The organism is Enterobacter sp. Taxon_8, from assembly GCF_058354585.1.
Genome location: NZ_CM177989.1, coordinates 3,433,656 through 3,449,313, shown reverse-complemented (window position 1 = coordinate 3,449,313; position 15,658 = coordinate 3,433,656). Strand labels below are relative to the sequence as shown.

The window sequence follows — 15,658 nt, the reverse complement described above, 5'->3', positions numbered from 1 at the left end:
TTGGTCAGGGAGAGAGAAGATGAAGTTAATGAAGCGGGGCGTCGCGCTGGCGCTCATCGCGGCGTGGGGGCTGGTAAGCCTGCCCGCGCAGGCGTATGAAAAAGACAAAACCTATAAAATCACCATTCTGCATACCAACGACCACCACGGCCATTTCTGGCGCAGTGAATACGGCGAATATGGCCTGTCGGCACAAAAAACGCTGGTGGATGGAATACGTAAAGAGGTGGCGGCCCAGGGGGGCAGCGTGCTGTTGCTCTCAGGCGGCGATATCAATACCGGCGTGCCGGAATCCGACCTGCAGGACGCCGAGCCCGACTTTCGCGGCATGAATCTGATTGGCTACGACGCGATGGCCGTCGGTAACCATGAGTTTGATAATCCGCTCAGCGTGCTGCGTCAGCAGGAGAAATGGGCCAAATTCCCGTTCCTCTCCGCTAATATTTACCAGAAAAGCACCGGCGAGCGCCTGTTTAAGCCGTGGGCGCTGTTTAAGCGTCAGGATCTGAAGATCGCGGTCATCGGCTTAACCACCGACGACACGGCGAAAATTGGCAATCCTGAGTTCTTTACCGATATCGAATTCCGTAAACCGGCAGACGAAGCGAAGCTGGTGATTCAGGAGCTGCAGCAAAACGAAAAGCCGGACGTGATTATCGCCACCACGCACATGGGGCACTATGACAACGGCGAGCATGGCTCCAATGCGCCGGGCGACGTAGAGATGGCGCGCAGCCTGCCTGCGGGCTCGCTGGCGATGATTGTGGGTGGTCACTCACAGGATCCGGTATGTATGGCATCCGAGAACAAAAAGCAGGTGGACTATGTCCCGGGCACGCCTTGTGCGCCAGACCGTCAGAACGGTATCTGGATTGTGCAGGCGCACGAGTGGGGCAAATACGTGGGCAGGGCGGACTTTGAGTTCCGTAACGGCGAGATGAAGCTGGTTCATTATCAGCTTATCCCGGTCAACCTGAAGAAGAAGGTCACTTACCCTGACGGGAAAAGCGAGCGCGTACTTTACACGCCAGAAATCGCTGAAAACCAGCAGATGCTCTCCCTGCTGACGCCGTTCCAGAACAAAGGCAAGGCGCAGCTGGACGTGAAAATCGGCACGCTGAACGGGCGTCTGGAGGGGGACCGCAGTAAAGTTCGCTTCGTGCAGACCAACATGGGTCACCTGGTGCTGGCGGCGCAAATGGCGCGCACCGGGGCTGATTTTGGGGTGATGAGCGGCGGCGGTATTCGAGATTCCATCGAAGGTGGAAACATCACCTATAAAGACGTTTTGAAGGTGCAGCCGTTCGGCAACGTGGTGGTTTATGCTGACATGAGCGGGAAAGAGGTTGTTGAGTACCTGACCGCCGTGGCGCAGATGAAGCCGGATTCCGGGGCCTATCCACAGTTTGCCAACGTGAGCTTCGTAGCGAAAGACGGCAAGCTTAACGACCTGAAGATCAAAGGCGAACCGGTTGACCCGGCGAAAACCTACCGTCTGGCGACGTTAAGCTTTAACGCCACCGGCGGCGACGGCTATCCGCATATTGATAATAAGCCGGGATACGTGAATACCGGCTTTATCGATGCGGAAGTGCTGAAGCAGTATATCGAGCAGAATTCGCCGATTGACGTGAATGCGTATGAGCCGAAAGGTGAGGTGAGCTGGCAGTAGTGCGGGGGTTTTGTGCCGGGTGGCGGCTTCGCCTTACCCGGCCTGCATTCGAATCGTAGGCCCGGTAAGCGCAGCGCCACCGGGCAATTTACTCAATCCCGGCGGGCAATATCCGCAAACTTCGCGTCCAGCATTTTTGCCAGATCGCCCGCCGCCAGCTCAATGTCCAGCCCGCGTTTGCCACCGGAGATAAAGATGGTGTCAAATTCCTGTGAAGGAGCATCGATCAGCGTCGGCAGGCGTTTTTTCTGTCCGAGCGGACTGATCCCGCCCACCAGGTAGCCCGTGGTGCGTTGCGCCACCATGGGATCCGCCATATCCACCTTCTTCGCCCCCAGCGCTTTGGCGACCTTCTTCAGATCCAACTGTCCTGCCACGGGAGTCACCGCGACGGCGAGGTGCTTCATATCGCCGTTCACCGCCACCAGCAGCGTTTTATAAACCTGGTCAGCGTTCAGCCCCAGCTTGCGCACCACTTCATCACCAAAGTTGGTTTCATTCGGATCGTGATCGTAGGTGTGGATCCGGAAAGAAATGTTGTTTTTTTCGAGTAATTTAACGGCGGGAGTCATAGCTATCCTTCTTACGACAGACAATTCATGCAGCCAGCATACGCCTGACGTTTGTCTAAAAAATAGCACCATCTTGCGCAATAGTATTGGCAGTGATGGTCACTTTGAGCGACAATCGGCTCAACCGAAGATCTCCTTCGGCATAATAAAAACGATGAAATTCCTCTTTGACGGGCCAATAGAAATATTGGCCATTTTTTTATTTCAGCAACGACGGCAAATTCCCTTCTCCGTACAAATGTAATGCCCCGACCGCCACCACGTAACGCCCCGCAGGTAAGGCATGCAGCGTCTCTCGCCAGGCTTTGTTACGCGCATTCATCAGCACATCATACAGCGATTCGCTGAACGTTGATGGTAACGCCAGCCTGCCGTCCGCGGGCGGCGCATCCAGCCACCAGCCAATCATCGTTTGCAGCAGGCGCGCGTTGGTGTGCCAGTGGGTCAGTGTATCATCCAGCAGCATCAGACCGTCGTCGGGAAGCTGTCGCAGGAGCGCAATCTGGCTGTCCGTTCCTTCCAGCTCGATGATGGGCAGGCTGCGCGCCCTTGCCGCGTTCAGCAGCTGGTAATCAATACCGTAATCACCGCGCAGGCCCAGACGCTGCGCCTGCGTGGCCTGCAGTACCATCGCGATTTGCCACAGCGGCAGGGTGTCTATCATGGAGAGCGAGACGCCCGTCTCATCGGCGACGCGCGTCAGTTCCGCAAGCTGGGTTTCATCCAGGCGTTCCGCCAGAGTGAGATCGCTTTCGAGCCCGGCAAACGGTGACTCCTGACCCGAAATGTCCGCCTCAACGACCAGCGCGTCGGCGTGTTTAAGCAGTTTTATCAGGCCCGGAGGCAGGGGAGACATATCCTGCGTGCCCATATGGATGCTGCCGACCAGGTGCAGGTGCTGCCCGCCGGGAAGCGAGATATCCAGACCGGGCCAGGCATAACGGCGAGGAAAGAGGGCGCGAAACGATGTTTTTATACGATGAAACAGACCCATACGCGCTCCATGAACGGAAAAGTTCATGCTAGCGCGTACGGGTACAAGGTTCAATCCTTCGGTTTAAAGCGCAGCAGGCGGTTGGCGTTACTTACCACGGTAATGGAGGAGAGCGCCATCGCCGCACCCGCGACCACCGGGTTAAGCAGCGTACCGGTCAGCGGCCACAAAATGCCGGCAGCAATCGGGATGCCGAGCGAGTTGTAGATAAACGCCCCCAGCAGATTCTGCTTCATGTTGCGCAGCGTGGCTTTTGAAATGGCCAGCGCGTCGGCAACGCCGATCAGGCTGTGGCGCATCAGCGTGATGGCAGCGGTTTCGATGGCGACATCGCTCCCGCCGCCCATTGCGATCCCCACGTCCGCCTGGGCCAGCGCCGGGGCATCGTTGATGCCGTCGCCGACCATCGCCACCTCACGACCCTGACTTTGCAGTTTCTTGATGGCGTCCGCTTTGCCGTCCGGCAGTACGCCTGCAATGACCTCATCAATTCCTGCCTCTTTCGCGATGGCGTTGGCGGTGGTCGGGTTATCTCCGGTCAGCATCACCAGACGGTAGCCCGCACGGTGCAGGCGCTGTAAGGCATCCACGCTGTCCTGGCGAAGCGGATCGCGCACGGCCAGCAGCGCGGCGGCTTTGCCATCCACCGCCAGCAGAACCGGGGTGGCGCCCTGTGACGCCTGCGCCTTCAGCTCGTTTTCCAGCGCGGCGGTATCAACACCGTTTTCATTGAGCAATGCCTGGTTGCCCAGCAGCAGCGCGTGGCCTTCTGCTTCACCGCTCACGCCGAGCCCGCGCAGGGTGCGGAAATTGCTCACCTGCGGCAGGGCAGACGCATTGGCTTTATCGAGAATGGCGCGCGCCAGCGGATGGCTTGAGCCTTGCTCCAGCGCGGCGGCAAGCCGAAGCGCCTCTTCTTCGGTAATGCCAGCGGTCGTAACGGCGACCACCTGTGGTTTACCTTCGGTCAGCGTGCCGGTTTTATCAAACACCAGCGTGTCCAGGGTGCTGGCCCGCTGCAGCGCGTCCGCGTCCCGCACCAGTACGCCAAATTCGGCCGCGCGGCCTACGCCGGAGATAATCGACATCGGCGTCGCGAGGCCCAGGGCGCAAGGACAGGCGATGATCAGCACCGTGGTGGCGATTACCAGGGTATACACAATCTGCGGCGCCGGGCCGAAAACATACCAGATCGCCGCGCTCAGCAGGGCAATACCGACCACCACCGGCACAAAAATGGCAGAGATTTTGTCAGCAAGCTGGCCAATCTCCGGCTTGCTGCTTTGCGCCTGGCGCACCATGCGGATAATACGCGACAGCGTGGTGTGGCTGCCGACGGCACTGGCGGTGAACAGCACGCTGCCGTCCTGCACGACCGTACCGGCATGCACGGCGTCGCCATCGGATTTCTGCTGGGGAATAGGCTCCCCGGTCAGCATCGCTTCATCCAGCCAGGCTTCGCCCTGGGTTATCTTACCGTCAACGGGAACGCGGTCCCCCGTGGTCAGACGCAGCGTCATGCCGGGCTGAACCTCAGCCAATGGAACGCTCTTTTCCCCCTCGTCCGTGACCACGCGGGCCGTCGGCGGGGTTAAATCAAGCAATCTTTCCAGCGCTTTCGATGAGCGCTGGCGGGCGCGGGCTTCCAGCATATGGCCTAAGTTGATCAGGCCGATAATCATTGCGCTCGCTTCATAATAGAGATGCCGCGCTTCCATCGGGAACCACTGTGGCCAGACGTTCAGGCTCATCGAATAGAGCCACGCCGCGCCGGTACCGAGCGCAACCAGCGTATCCATCGTCGCGGTGCGGTTTTTCAGGCTCTTCCAGGCGCTGGTATAGAAATGACCGCCCGCGAATACCATCACCGCCAGGGTGATCAGACCGATCGCCAGCCACAGGGTGCGGTTGTCAGCGGTGACCATCATATTGTCACCCATCATGCCCCACACCATCACCGGAATACCCACCAGCAGGGCGACGATGGCCTGCCAGCGGAAGCGCTTCATGGTGGCGATAGCCGTTTCCTGCTGGCGCTCGCGACGCTCGGCATCGTCTTCGATGGCCTCCGCGCCGTAGCCCGCTTTCTCAACGGCCTGCACTAATTCTGCGGCGGAGGCACTGCCTATCACCAGCGCAGTACGCTCCGCAAGATTGACCCGTGCCTGGGCGACGCCCGGTACCGCCTGCAGGGCGTTTTGTACCCGGGAGACGCAGCTGGCGCAGCTCATGCCGTTGATCAGCAGCTGTTGGCTGTCATCAATATCATCCGCTGCCGGAAGCTCAGGAGTGGCCGCTGTCAGTGCTTCCGACGGGGATGATGACTCTGCCAGCGGTTTAGCCTTTGGGTGGCTTAACTCCGCCCCGTAACCGGCCTGCTTGATGGTATCGATCAGCGCATCCGCGCTGGCGCTGCCGGTGACGGCGGCATGATCGATAGTCACGTCAGCGCTTTCCACATCAGGGCGCTGTTCCAGGCTTTCTTTAACGCGTTTGACGCAGTGGCCGCAGGAGAGGCCGTCCAGCGTCAGGTCAATAGTGTGAGACATAACAAAACTCCCGTATAATATTTTGGTCAGTTGTTGACCGGAGTAACGCTTTTCACTAACTGTTATGAAGGTTAAACCTTCCATCAAGGGGAAGGTCAAGGGGGAAATGTGAATATCAGTGATGTGGCAAAAAAAACCGGCTTAACCAGCAAAGCAATTCGCTTTTATGAAGAGAAGGGGCTGGTGACGCCGCCGCTGCGCAGTGAAAACGGCTACCGCAGCTACACGCAGCTGCATCTGGATGAGCTGACGCTGCTGCGCCAGGCAAGACAGGTTGGTTTTAATCTGGAAGAGTGCGGCGAGCTGGTTAATCTGTTCAACGATCCGAAGCGTCACAGCGCCGACGTGAAAAAACGCACGCTGGAAAAGGTGGCCGAAATTGAACGCCACATCGTCGAGCTGCAGGCGATGCGCGAACAGCTGCTGCAGCTCGCGGACTCCTGTCCGGGGGATGACAGCGCCGACTGCCCGATTATCGATAACCTTGCCGGCTGCTGCCACCGTAAAACCCACGTTTAGCAGGCTTTTACCCGCAGGGTAATGCCTTCTACCGCAATGACCTCCACCCGCGTGCCGGCGCTGAGGTCATCGTCGGCCACCACTGGCCACGAGCTGTCGCCCACCCGCATGTGCCCGCGCCCGTTCACCAGCGCGGTGTCGAGCGTAAAACGCTTGCCGACAATCTGCTGTCCGCGCTGGTTAAGGTGGGCGTCGACCGGTTTCTGCTCTTTGACCCGCCGGTTAAGCCAGCGCCACCACAGCCAGGCGGCCACCAGCGTCAGCGCGGCGAACAGCGCGCCCTGCCACGCCCAGTCCAGGGGAAGGATCCAGACCAGAAGACCCGTAATGACGGCGGCAACACCGCTCCAGAGCAGGTAGCCGTTGCCGCCCAGCATCTCCGCCGCCAGCAATAAGCCGCCGAGGCTTAGCCAGAAGGCGTGAGGATGTGCAACAATCAGCTCAATCATTTTTTACGCTCGTTTCCGCTGTCCTTGATCAGTTCGGCTATGCCCGCGATAGAGCCCATCAGGCTGCTGGCGTCCAGCGGCATCATCACCACTTTGCTGTTGTTCGCGGAGCCGATCTCTTTCAGCGCGTCGGTATATTTTTGCGCCACAAAGTAGTTCACGGCCTGGATATCACCGGCGGCAATCGCCTCGGACACCATCTGGGTGGCGCGAGCTTCCGCTTCGGCTGAACGTTCACGCGCTTCCGCCTGCAAAAACGCGGACTGACGGTCGCCTTCTGCTTTCAGGATCTGCGACTGTTTTTCCCCTTCCGCTTTGAGGATCTCCGCCTGGCGTACCCCTTCGGCTTCCAGAATGTAGGCGCGCTTGGTTCGCTCGGCCTTCATCTGGGCGTTCATGGAGGCGATCAGCTCCGCCGGTGGGCGCACGTCGCGGATCTCGATGCGGGTGACTTTGATCCCCCACGGGTTGGTGGCCTCATCGACAATGTGCAGCAGGCGGGTGTTAATGCTGTCGCGCTGGGAAAGCATCTCGTCCAGCTCCATCGAGCCGAGCACGGTACGGATGTTGGTCATCGTCAGGTTGACGATCGCCAGCTCCAGGTTGCTGACTTCATAGGCCGCCTTCGGCGCGTCAATCACCTGAATAAAGCAGACGGCGTCGATGGTGACGTTGGCGTTATCCTTGGAGATCACTTCCTGGGACGGAATATCCAGAACCTGCTCCATCATGTTGATCTTGCGACCAATTCTGTCCATGAACGGAACAATCAGGCTTAAGCCTGGCTGGAGGGTATTGGTGTAGCGACCGAAACGCTCGACGGTCCACTGATAGCCCTGAGGGACAATTTTGACGCCTGCGCCCACGATAACCAGCGCAACGAAAATAAGGACAGGAACAACGATAAGCATAAAAACCTCCTGTTTTGCATGCTGTGACGAGTGAAAGTGTGCGTTTATTGCTCGTAAGTATAGGTAAAGTCAGAGATGAATCCATCACCCGCTTCGGCAATGGCTTTCGATAATCCCTGGTAGTAATTCTCCAGCCCCAGCGCTTCGATACGCTGGATCTGTTCGCGAATGGGGGCGCAGAACAGAACGGCATTTCCCGCCTCAACGCGTTTGTTATTCGGTGGAAGGTCGCCCGCGATAGCTTTAAACCAGGTTCTGATACCCTGCTTTAAATTATGCGGCGCTTTTGCCAGGTTATCCATGCCCGTCAGGACCTGCAGGGTAGGGAACTCATCGGCCAGCACGGCGGTTTTCATGCGCGCAAAGAACTGGCTGAACAGCTCGAACGATCCCAGATCGGTGACGCGGGGCTTGGTGGTTTTTCCGTTTTTATTGCCGATTTTTCCTGCCGCTGACGCCGCGGCCGGAACCGCATTCACCTTTTCCAGCTCCAGCCCGAATAACAAATTACAGTGCGCACGGCGCGCTTTCAGCGGATAGGACATCAGGACCTCAATGAACCGGGTGGCTTTCACATCCGCAAGATCGTGGTTGATAAGCCACTGGGTGCGTGAAAATTCCGCCGGAGAGACGAACCAGTCCGGCACCTCATTGAAGCGTTTTGATTTGCCTTGACCATCAAATTCAAGGAAGTGTGTTCCGTTGTCGAAGGCGAAATAGCAATTTTTGAAGCTGCCGATCGTGGTGTTCACGATGAGCGCCTTCTTAACAAAGTCCACCACCTCTGCACCTATCACAAACCGCGTGAGCTCCGACGATTTGATGACTTCCATTAATGTTTCGACATCAGGAACACCAGGCTTCAGGGAGGGAAACTCATAAAAGATATGTGCCATGCTGCATACTTCCTGTAGTGATGGTGGTGACAATTTATAAACAAAAAGTTTAACACTTGCTTCAACGTGAGGCTATTCGCGCTGTGCGGGCGAAAGGATTATGCTACAGGCGGTTATTACACGAAGCGGTTAACGGAAGCGCAATGAACAATAAAAAAAACCTTTTGCATCTCAGGGACGTCGGGTTTCGAGTCGGGGAAAACACGATCCTGCAGCACGTCGGGTTTAGCCTGTCGCCGGGCGAGTTTAAATTAATCACGGGTCCCTCAGGCTGTGGGAAAAGCACGCTGCTGAAAATTGTGGCGTCACTCCTCAGCCCGACGGAGGGAGCCATTCTGTTTGGAGGCGAGGATATCGCGTCGCTTTCCCCGGAAAGCTATCGCCAGCAGGTCTCGTACTGCGTGCAAACGCCCGTGCTTTTTGGCGATACGGTTTACGACAACCTGATTTTCCCGTGGCAGATTCGCAATAAAACGCCGGAGCCGGAACAGTTTATCAACGATCTGGCCCGCTTTGGCCTGGCGCAGGACACGCTGACCAAATCCATCAACGCGCTGTCGGGCGGCGAAAAGCAGCGGGTCTCGCTGATCCGCAACCTGCAGTTTTTACCGAAGGTGTTGTTGCTGGACGAAATCACCAGCGCGCTCGATGACGTCAACAAGCGCAACGTTAATGAGATTATTCATCGTTACGCCCGGGAGCAGAACATTGCCGTGCTGTGGGTGACGCACGACGCTAACGAAATAACCCATGCGGATGACGTGATTACGCTCCAGCCGCACGGCGGAAAAATGCAGGAGGCGAACCGTGGGTGAACATAATATTACCAACGAATCTCTGGCCTTTTCGATGGTGCTGGTGCTGATTGCGATTGTGGTTAGCTACCGGGAAAAGCTGGGGCTGGAAAAAGATATCGTGTGGAGTATCTGCCGCGCGGTGGTTCAGCTCATCATCGTCGGCTATGTGCTGAAGTATATCTTCAACGTTAACCACGCGGTGCTGACGCTGCTGATGGTGCTCTTTATCTGCTTTAACGCGGCGTGGAATGCGCAAAAGCGCAGTAAATACATCGATAAGGCGTTTGTTTCGTCGTTTATCGCGATTACCACCGGAACGGCGCTCACGCTGGCGGTGCTGGTACTTTCCGGCTCGATTGAGTTTACGCCGATGCAGGTTATCCCTATCTCGGGGATGATTGCGGGGAACGCGATGGTGGCCGTTGGGCTCTGTTACAACAATCTCGGCCAGCGTTTCAGCAGCGAACAGCAGCAGCTGCAGGAGAAACTAAGCCTGGGGGCGACGCCAAAAGTGGCCTCGGCGCGGCTGATTCGCGAGAGCATTCGCTCATCGCTGATCCCGACCGTGGATTCCGCCAAAACGGTGGGGCTGGTGAGCCTGCCGGGCATGATGTCGGGGCTGATTTTTGCCGGTATCGATCCGGTAAAAGCGATTAAGTATCAGATCATGGTGACGTTTATGCTGCTTTCCACGGCAAGCCTGTCGACCATCATTGCCTGCTACCTGACCTATCGGAAGTTCTACAACGCGCGCCACCAGCTGGTGGTGACGCAGTTGAAAAAGATGGGGTAATATCGGCTTTTCCAGGCCCGGTAAGGCGAAGCCGCCACCGGGCTTTTTTTATCAGTACAGCAGCGCGTACAGCTGACGACGATACTTCGACGCCAGCGCGTCTCCGGTGCCCAGCGCGGCCAGGATCTCCTGGAACATCTTGCGCGCCTGACCGTCCGCGGCGGCTAAATCTTTTTGCAGATGGCTGAACAGCAGCTCAAGCGCTTCTTCGTTACGCCCCACCTGATGCAGCTGCAGCGCCAGCTGGCTTGCCAGCGCGGCATCGGCCGGGTTGTCGGCAACCTGCTGCTGCAGCTGCTGAATTTCAGGGGTGTCCGCCGCCTGCTTCAGCAGCTCAATTTGTGCAACTAGCCCCTGATAGCGGGTGTCCTGATCCTGGAGCGGAACCGTCTTGAGTACGGCTTCCGCGTCTTCTGAGCGGTGCAGGGCGATCTGCGTTTCCGCCAGCAGCAGGCCAATCTGGCTGTTCTGATTCGACAGCTGCCACGCCTCTTTGAGCAGCGGCAGCGCTTCGTCGTATTTGCCTTCCTGCATCAGCGCCATGCCTTCCTGCGCTTTCAGCTCTTCTTCGCGCGGCAGCACTTTATCCAGCAGGGCGCGAATCGCCTCTTCCGGCTGCGGCCCCTGGAAACCGTCAACAGGCTGGCCGTTCTGGAACAGATAGACGGTAGGAATGGCGCGCAGACCAAACTGAGACGCGACCATCGGCTCGGCGTCGCAGTCCAGCTTCGCGAGAATGAACTGACCGTTGTACTGGGCGGCAAGGCTTTCCAGCACCGGCGTCAGCTGCAGGCAGTGTTGGCTGCGTTCAGACCAGAAGTAGAACAGGACCGGTTTGGTCATCGACTGTTCAAGAGTCTGTTGCAGGTTAGCTTCTGTGATATTGACGATATTCTGTACGGACATGCGGCTTTCTCTTTTGTCGGTTTGTTCTTTACATGGGGATGAGCGTCGTCGCTTCAACTCAACCGTGCAAAATTTTGTCCATTATCCGGCCCGGCAGCAGGCGCTTTAACCAGCCTACGGCGTGGGTGACCAGCGTTACCGGATAGCGCATTTTGGGATGTTCACTCTCAAAAGCATGGCGCACTTTGGCTACCACCGCCTCTGGCCCGAGGGTAAAACGCGCGGCGATGCCGGGGTTCTCGACCGGTTTATCCGCCTGGGTCTGGTTCACGTTTTCGGTAAAGCGGGTGCGGATCGGGCCGGGCTCAATCAGGCTGACCTTAATGCCGCTGTGGCGTAACTCCATGCGCAGGGCGTCGGACCAGGCCTCCAGCGCATATTTGCTGGCGGCGTAGGCGCCGCGGCCCGGGGTGGAAATCAGTCCCATCACCGACGACGTCATCACGATGCGCCCTTCACCGTGCGGCAGCATCGCGGGGAGCAGACGCATGGTGAGCTGATGCACGCCGAAGAAGTTGGTCGAAAACTGCTTCTCCAGCGTTTCGCGGGAGAGGGTGTCCAGCGGGCCATACACGCCGTAGCCGGCATTATTAAAGAGCCCGTACAGACGATTAGCGGTCAGTGCGATCACCTCATCGGCGGCGCGTTCAACGCTTTCCGGCGAGTCCATATCCAGCAGCACGCCGATAAAGCCCAGGCCGTTCATGCGTTCGACGTCGTCAGGTTTGCGACAGGCCGCCAGAACCCGAAACCCCTGGCGCTTCAGTTCGAGCGCGCTTTCCAGGCCGATTCCACTGGAACATCCTGTAATTAAGACCGATTTTTGCATAACTTTACCTGTCAGGATCTCCGCTTAATCAGGAGTCATGTTTAACTAAAGGAGCCAGCCGCGTTGCCATCCAGTCGGCAATAAACGGCTGCGCATCGCGATTGGGGTGGATCCCGTCGTCTTGCATCCACTGGGGTTTGAGATAGACCTCTTCCATGAAAAATGGCAGCAGCGGAATATCAAACTCTTTGGCAAGCTTGGGGTAGATCGCGCTAAAGGCCTCATTATACCGACGACCGTAGTTGGCGGGCAGGCGAATTTGCATCAGCAGCGGCTGGGCGTTTGCCGCCTTGATGTCCTGCAGAATGGTGCGCAGCGTTTGCTCGGTTTGCTGAGGCTGGAAACCGCGCAATCCATCATTACCGCCAAGCTCAACCAGCACCCAGCGCGGCTGATGCTGTTTGAGCAGCGCAGGCAGGCGCGATAAACCCTGCTGCGAGGTATCGCCGCTGATGCTGGCGTTGATTACAGACGTTTTGCTCTGCCATTTGTCATTGAGCAGGGCGGGCCAGGCCGCGCTGGCCGCCATGCGATAGCCTGCGCTCAGGCTGTCGCCGAGAACCAGTAACGTGTCCGCTGCCGCCGCGCGGAAGGTCATCAGAATCAAAAACAGGAAGGGCAAATGCCAGCGGAAAACAGTGTTGAAGTTCATCATCTTAAGAAGTCCGTCGGTCAGGGGGAGCACGAGCTTTCCATCCTTACCGGAGTTGAACTCGTTGTCAAACGCGCTGAAACCATCGCGCTGATTGGCGAATCCGGTTCCGGCAAGTCCACGCTGCTGGCGATTTTAGCCGGTCTGGACGACGGCAGCAGCGGCGAGGTCCACCTTGTCGGGCAGCCGCTGCATCAGCTCGATGAAGAGGCGCGGGCCGCGCTGCGCGCGCGTCACGTTGGTTTTGTCTTTCAGTCCTTTATGCTGATCCCGACCCTGAACGCGCTGGAAAACGTCGAGCTCCCGGCGCTGCTGCGCGGTGAAAATAGCCGTGAAAGTCGCGCTCACGCGAAGGCGCTGCTGGAACAGCTCGGTCTGGGTAAACGTCTCGACCATCTTCCCGCCCAGCTTTCCGGCGGTGAACAGCAGCGCGTGGCGCTGGCCCGCGCGTTTAACGGCCGCCCTGAGGTGCTCTTTGCCGATGAGCCTACCGGCAACCTTGACCGTAAAACCGGGGACCGGATTGCCGACCTGCTGTTTTCGCTCAACCGCGAGCACGGCACTACGCTTATCCTCGTGACCCACGATCCGCAGCTCGCGGCGCGCTGCGACCGTCGCCTGCGGCTGGTGAACGGCGTTCTGCAGGAGGAAGCATGATTACCCGCTGGTTCTGGCGCGAGTGGCGCTCGCCCTCGCTGCTGATTGTCTGGCTGGCGCTCAGCCTGGCGGTGGCCTGCGTGCTGGCGCTCGGCAGCGTCAGTGACCGCATGGAAAAAGGGCTCAGCCAGCAGAGCCGGGAGTTTATGGCGGGAGACAGGGCGCTGGAAAGCTCCCGCCCCGTGCCGTCGGGCTGGATTGAAGCAGCGCGCAAAGAAGGGCTGAAGGTGGGGGAACAAATCACCTTCCAGACCATGACCTTCGCGGGCGACACGCCGCAGCTGGCGAGCGTCAAGGCCGTCGATGATATCTACCCGATGTACGGTGACTTACAGACCAGCCCGCCGGGATTAAAGCCGACGCCCGGTACGGTGCTGCTGGCATCGCGTCTGATGGCGCTGCTGAACCTGAAACCTGGAGACAGTATCGACGTCGGCGACGCCACGCTGAAAATCGCCGGGGAAGTGGTGCAGGAGCCTGACTCTGGGTTTAACCCGTTCCAGCTTGCGCCGCGCCTGCTGATGAACACCGCTGATGTCGCGGCCACCCATGCGGTACAGCCGGGCAGCCGCGTCACCTGGCGCTATAAGTTTGGCGGCACGCCCGCCCAGCTTGCCGCGTATGAAAAATGGCTACTGCCGCAGCTCAAACCAGAGCACCGTTGGTTCGGGCTGGAGCAGGACGAGGGGGCGCTCGGTAAATCGCTGGAGCGCTCTCAGCAGTTCCTGCTGTTGTCGGCCCTGTTGACCCTGCTGCTGGCGGTGGCGGCGGTGGCCGTGGCGATGGGGCACTACTGCCGCAGCCGCTACGACCTGGTGGCGATCCTCAAAACCCTGGGGGCGGGCCGGGCGCAGCTGCGCAAGCTGATCGTCGGCCAGTGGCTGATGCTGCTGATCCTGTCGGCGCTGACCGGCGGAATAATGGGGCTGCTGTTTGAAAAACTGCTGATGGTGATGCTAAAACCGGTGCTCCCGGCCGCATTGCCGCCGGCCAGCCTCTGGCCGTGGCTGTGGGCGTTGAGCGCGATGACGGTGATCTCGGTGCTGGTGGGGCTCCGGCCTTACCGCCTGCTGCTCGCCACGCAGCCGCTGCGCGTGCTTCGCAACGATGTGGTGGCGAACGTCTGGCCGCTGAAGTTCTACCTACCGATGATTATTGCGGTGGCGGTGGGGCTGCTGGCGTGGCTGATGGGCGGCAGCACGCTGCTGTGGGCGGTGCTGGCCGGGGCGGTTGTGCTGGCGCTGCTGTGCGGCGTGCTGGGCTGGATACTGCTTAACCTCCTGAAAAGGGTGACGGTAAAATCCCTGCCCGTGCGCCTGGCGATCAACCGTCTGCTGCACCAGCCCTGGTCTACGCTCAGCCAGCTGTCGGCGTTCTCGCTGTCGTTTATGCTGCTGGCACTGCTGCTGGTGCTGCGCGGCGATCTGCTCGATCGCTGGCAGCAGCAGCTTCCGCCGGAAAGCCCGAACTATTTCCTGATCAATATCGCCCCTGAGCAGGTTACACCGCTGAAGGGCTTCCTGGCGGAGCATCACATCATCCCCGAGTCGTTCTATCCCATCGTTCGCGCGCGTCTGACGCAGATCAACGGGCAGCCAACGGAGGGGAACAAGGACGAGTCGCTGAACCGCGAGCTGAACCTGACCTGGCAGGAGAAACGCCCTGACCACAACCCGATAACCGCCGGCACCTGGCCGCCAAAAGCGGGGGAGGTGTCGATGGAGGAGGGGCTGGCGACGCGCCTGAACGTGAAGCTGGGGGACAGCGTCACCTTTACCGGCGATACCCAGGATTTTACCGCGAAGGTCACCAGCCTGCGTAAAGTGGACTGGGAAAGCCTGCGGCCCAACTTCTTCTTTATCTTCCCGCCGGGGGCGCTGGACGGGCAGCCGCAGAGCTGGCTGACCAGCTTCCGCTGGGAAAACGGCAACGGCATGCTGACCCAGCTCAACCGGGAGTTTCCGACGGTCAGCCTGCTGGATATCGGCGCGATCCTCAAACAGGTGGGGCAGGTGCTGGAGCAGGTGAGCCGTGCGCTGGAGGTCATGGTGGTGCTGGTAACGATCTGCGGCGTGCTGTTGCTGCTGGCCCAGGTGCAGGTGGGCATGCGCCAGCGCCATCAGGAGCTGGTGGTTTACCGCACGCTGGGGGCCGGAAAGCGGCTGCTGCGAATGACGCTCTGGAGCGAGTTTGCGCTGCTGGGGCTGGTGGCCGGTCTGGTGGCCGCCATTGGCGCAGAGACGGCGCTGGCGGTGCTGCAGACAAAGGTCTTCGACTTCCCTTGGGAGCCTGACTGGCGTCTTTGGTTGATCCTGCCTCTGTGCGGCGCGGGGCTGCTTTCCCTCTGCGGAGGCTGGCTCGGCACGCGGCTGCTAAAGGGCAAAGCCCTGTTCCGTCAGTTTGCCAGTTGATTTATCACTGTGATAATTACGCGTCGGTTTTTAATTCCGGCGCGTAGTATT

General features: G+C 58.9%; 15 protein-coding genes. 6 read left to right on the top strand and 9 right to left on the bottom strand.

What is annotated here, in order from left to right; genetic code table 11:
• Nucleotides 1-19 precede the first annotated feature (19 nt).
• The gene (ushA, locus tag AC4IBF_RS16460; RefSeq protein ID WP_143344776.1) at nt 20-1,672 is read left to right on the top strand and encodes a bifunctional UDP-sugar hydrolase/5'-nucleotidase UshA; all 1,653 of its coding nucleotides are present in this window, start codon (nt 20-22) and stop codon (nt 1,670-1,672) included.
• Nucleotides 1,673-1,764: 92 nt separating this feature from the next.
• Here the strand turns inward: ushA and ybaK are convergent, their stop codons facing one another.
• From ybaK to copA, 3 genes are all read right to left on the bottom strand, one after another.
• Nucleotides 1,765-2,244, bottom strand: a complete 480-nt coding sequence (ybaK, locus tag AC4IBF_RS16455) for a Cys-tRNA(Pro)/Cys-tRNA(Cys) deacylase YbaK (RefSeq protein WP_023343509.1) — start codon at nt 2,242-2,244, stop codon at nt 1,765-1,767.
• 199 nt (nt 2,245-2,443) lie between these two features.
• Nucleotides 2,444-3,238: a TraB/GumN family protein gene (locus tag AC4IBF_RS16450; RefSeq protein WP_325848730.1), complete on the bottom strand. Its 795-nt coding sequence runs from the start codon at nt 3,236-3,238 to the stop codon at nt 2,444-2,446.
• A gap of 50 nt (nt 3,239-3,288) precedes the next feature.
• On the bottom strand, nt 3,289-5,787 hold the full coding sequence (copA, locus tag AC4IBF_RS16445; RefSeq protein WP_491462967.1) for a copper-exporting P-type ATPase CopA: 2,499 nt from the start codon (nt 5,785-5,787) through the stop codon (nt 3,289-3,291).
• A gap of 108 nt (nt 5,788-5,895) precedes the next feature.
• Between copA and cueR the strand changes: the two genes are divergently transcribed.
• Nucleotides 5,896-6,306 (top strand): Cu(I)-responsive transcriptional regulator, encoded by a 411-nt coding sequence (gene cueR / locus AC4IBF_RS16440; RefSeq protein ID WP_288462981.1) that lies wholly within the window; start codon nt 5,896-5,898, stop codon nt 6,304-6,306.
• Here the strand turns inward: cueR and AC4IBF_RS16435 are convergent.
• The 3 genes from AC4IBF_RS16435 to AC4IBF_RS16425 are packed head-to-tail and all read right to left on the bottom strand — an operon-like array spanning nt 6,303 to nt 8,562.
• The gene (locus AC4IBF_RS16435) at nt 6,303-6,755 is read right to left on the bottom strand and encodes an NfeD family protein (RefSeq protein WP_032656590.1); all 453 of its coding nucleotides are present in this window, start codon (nt 6,753-6,755) and stop codon (nt 6,303-6,305) included. The two genes, cueR and AC4IBF_RS16435, sit on opposite strands and share 4 nt — an antisense overlap.
• A complete protein-coding gene (locus tag AC4IBF_RS16430; RefSeq protein ID WP_008499312.1) occupies nt 6,752-7,666 on the bottom strand; it encodes an SPFH domain-containing protein in 915 nt (304 codons plus the stop codon). The genes AC4IBF_RS16435 and AC4IBF_RS16430 overlap by 4 nt, the downstream gene beginning before the upstream one ends.
• A gap of 44 nt (nt 7,667-7,710) precedes the next feature.
• Nucleotides 7,711-8,562 (bottom strand): hypothetical protein, encoded by an 852-nt coding sequence (locus AC4IBF_RS16425; RefSeq protein ID WP_143344778.1) that lies wholly within the window; start codon nt 8,560-8,562, stop codon nt 7,711-7,713.
• 143 nt (nt 8,563-8,705) lie between these two features.
• On the opposite strand from AC4IBF_RS16425, the gene fetA reads away from it, so the two are divergent.
• Both fetA and fetB read left to right on the top strand, forming a co-directional pair.
• Nucleotides 8,706-9,377 carry an iron efflux ABC transporter ATP-binding subunit FetA gene (gene fetA, locus AC4IBF_RS16420; RefSeq protein WP_136195299.1) on the top strand — a complete coding sequence of 224 codons (672 nt, stop codon included), beginning with the start codon at nt 8,706-8,708 and terminating at the stop codon, nt 9,375-9,377.
• Nucleotides 9,370-10,152: an iron efflux ABC transporter permease subunit FetB gene (gene fetB / locus AC4IBF_RS16415; RefSeq protein WP_111963376.1), complete on the top strand. Its 783-nt coding sequence runs from the start codon at nt 9,370-9,372 to the stop codon at nt 10,150-10,152. Before fetA ends, fetB begins: the two co-directional genes overlap by 8 nt.
• Before the next feature lie 51 nt (nt 10,153-10,203).
• Here fetB and AC4IBF_RS16410 read toward each other — a convergent pair whose 3' ends face one another.
• The 3 genes from AC4IBF_RS16410 to tesA are packed head-to-tail and all read right to left on the bottom strand — an operon-like array spanning nt 10,204 to nt 12,539.
• Nucleotides 10,204-11,058, bottom strand: coding sequence for a co-chaperone YbbN (locus AC4IBF_RS16410; protein WP_023310624.1), 855 nt, complete (start codon nt 11,056-11,058; stop codon nt 10,204-10,206).
• Between the two features lie 58 nt (nt 11,059-11,116).
• The gene (locus AC4IBF_RS16405) at nt 11,117-11,887 is read right to left on the bottom strand and encodes an SDR family oxidoreductase (RefSeq protein WP_491462966.1); all 771 of its coding nucleotides are present in this window, start codon (nt 11,885-11,887) and stop codon (nt 11,117-11,119) included.
• Nucleotides 11,888-11,915: 28 nt separating this feature from the next.
• Nucleotides 11,916-12,539 carry a multifunctional acyl-CoA thioesterase I/protease I/lysophospholipase L1 gene (gene tesA, locus AC4IBF_RS16400; protein WP_032661743.1) on the bottom strand — a complete coding sequence of 208 codons (624 nt, stop codon included), beginning with the start codon at nt 12,537-12,539 and terminating at the stop codon, nt 11,916-11,918.
• Here tesA and ybbA point away from each other — a divergent pair.
• Entirely contained in the window at nt 12,510-13,196 is a 687-nt protein-coding gene (gene ybbA, locus AC4IBF_RS16395; RefSeq protein WP_008499319.1) for a putative ABC transporter ATP-binding protein YbbA, read from the top strand. The genes tesA and ybbA overlap by 30 nt on opposite strands.
• Entirely contained in the window at nt 13,193-15,607 is a 2,415-nt protein-coding gene (ybbP, locus tag AC4IBF_RS16390; RefSeq protein WP_136195302.1) for a putative ABC transporter permease subunit YbbP, read from the top strand. Before ybbA ends, ybbP begins: the two co-directional genes overlap by 4 nt.
• Nucleotides 15,608-15,658: the final 51 nt, after the last annotated feature.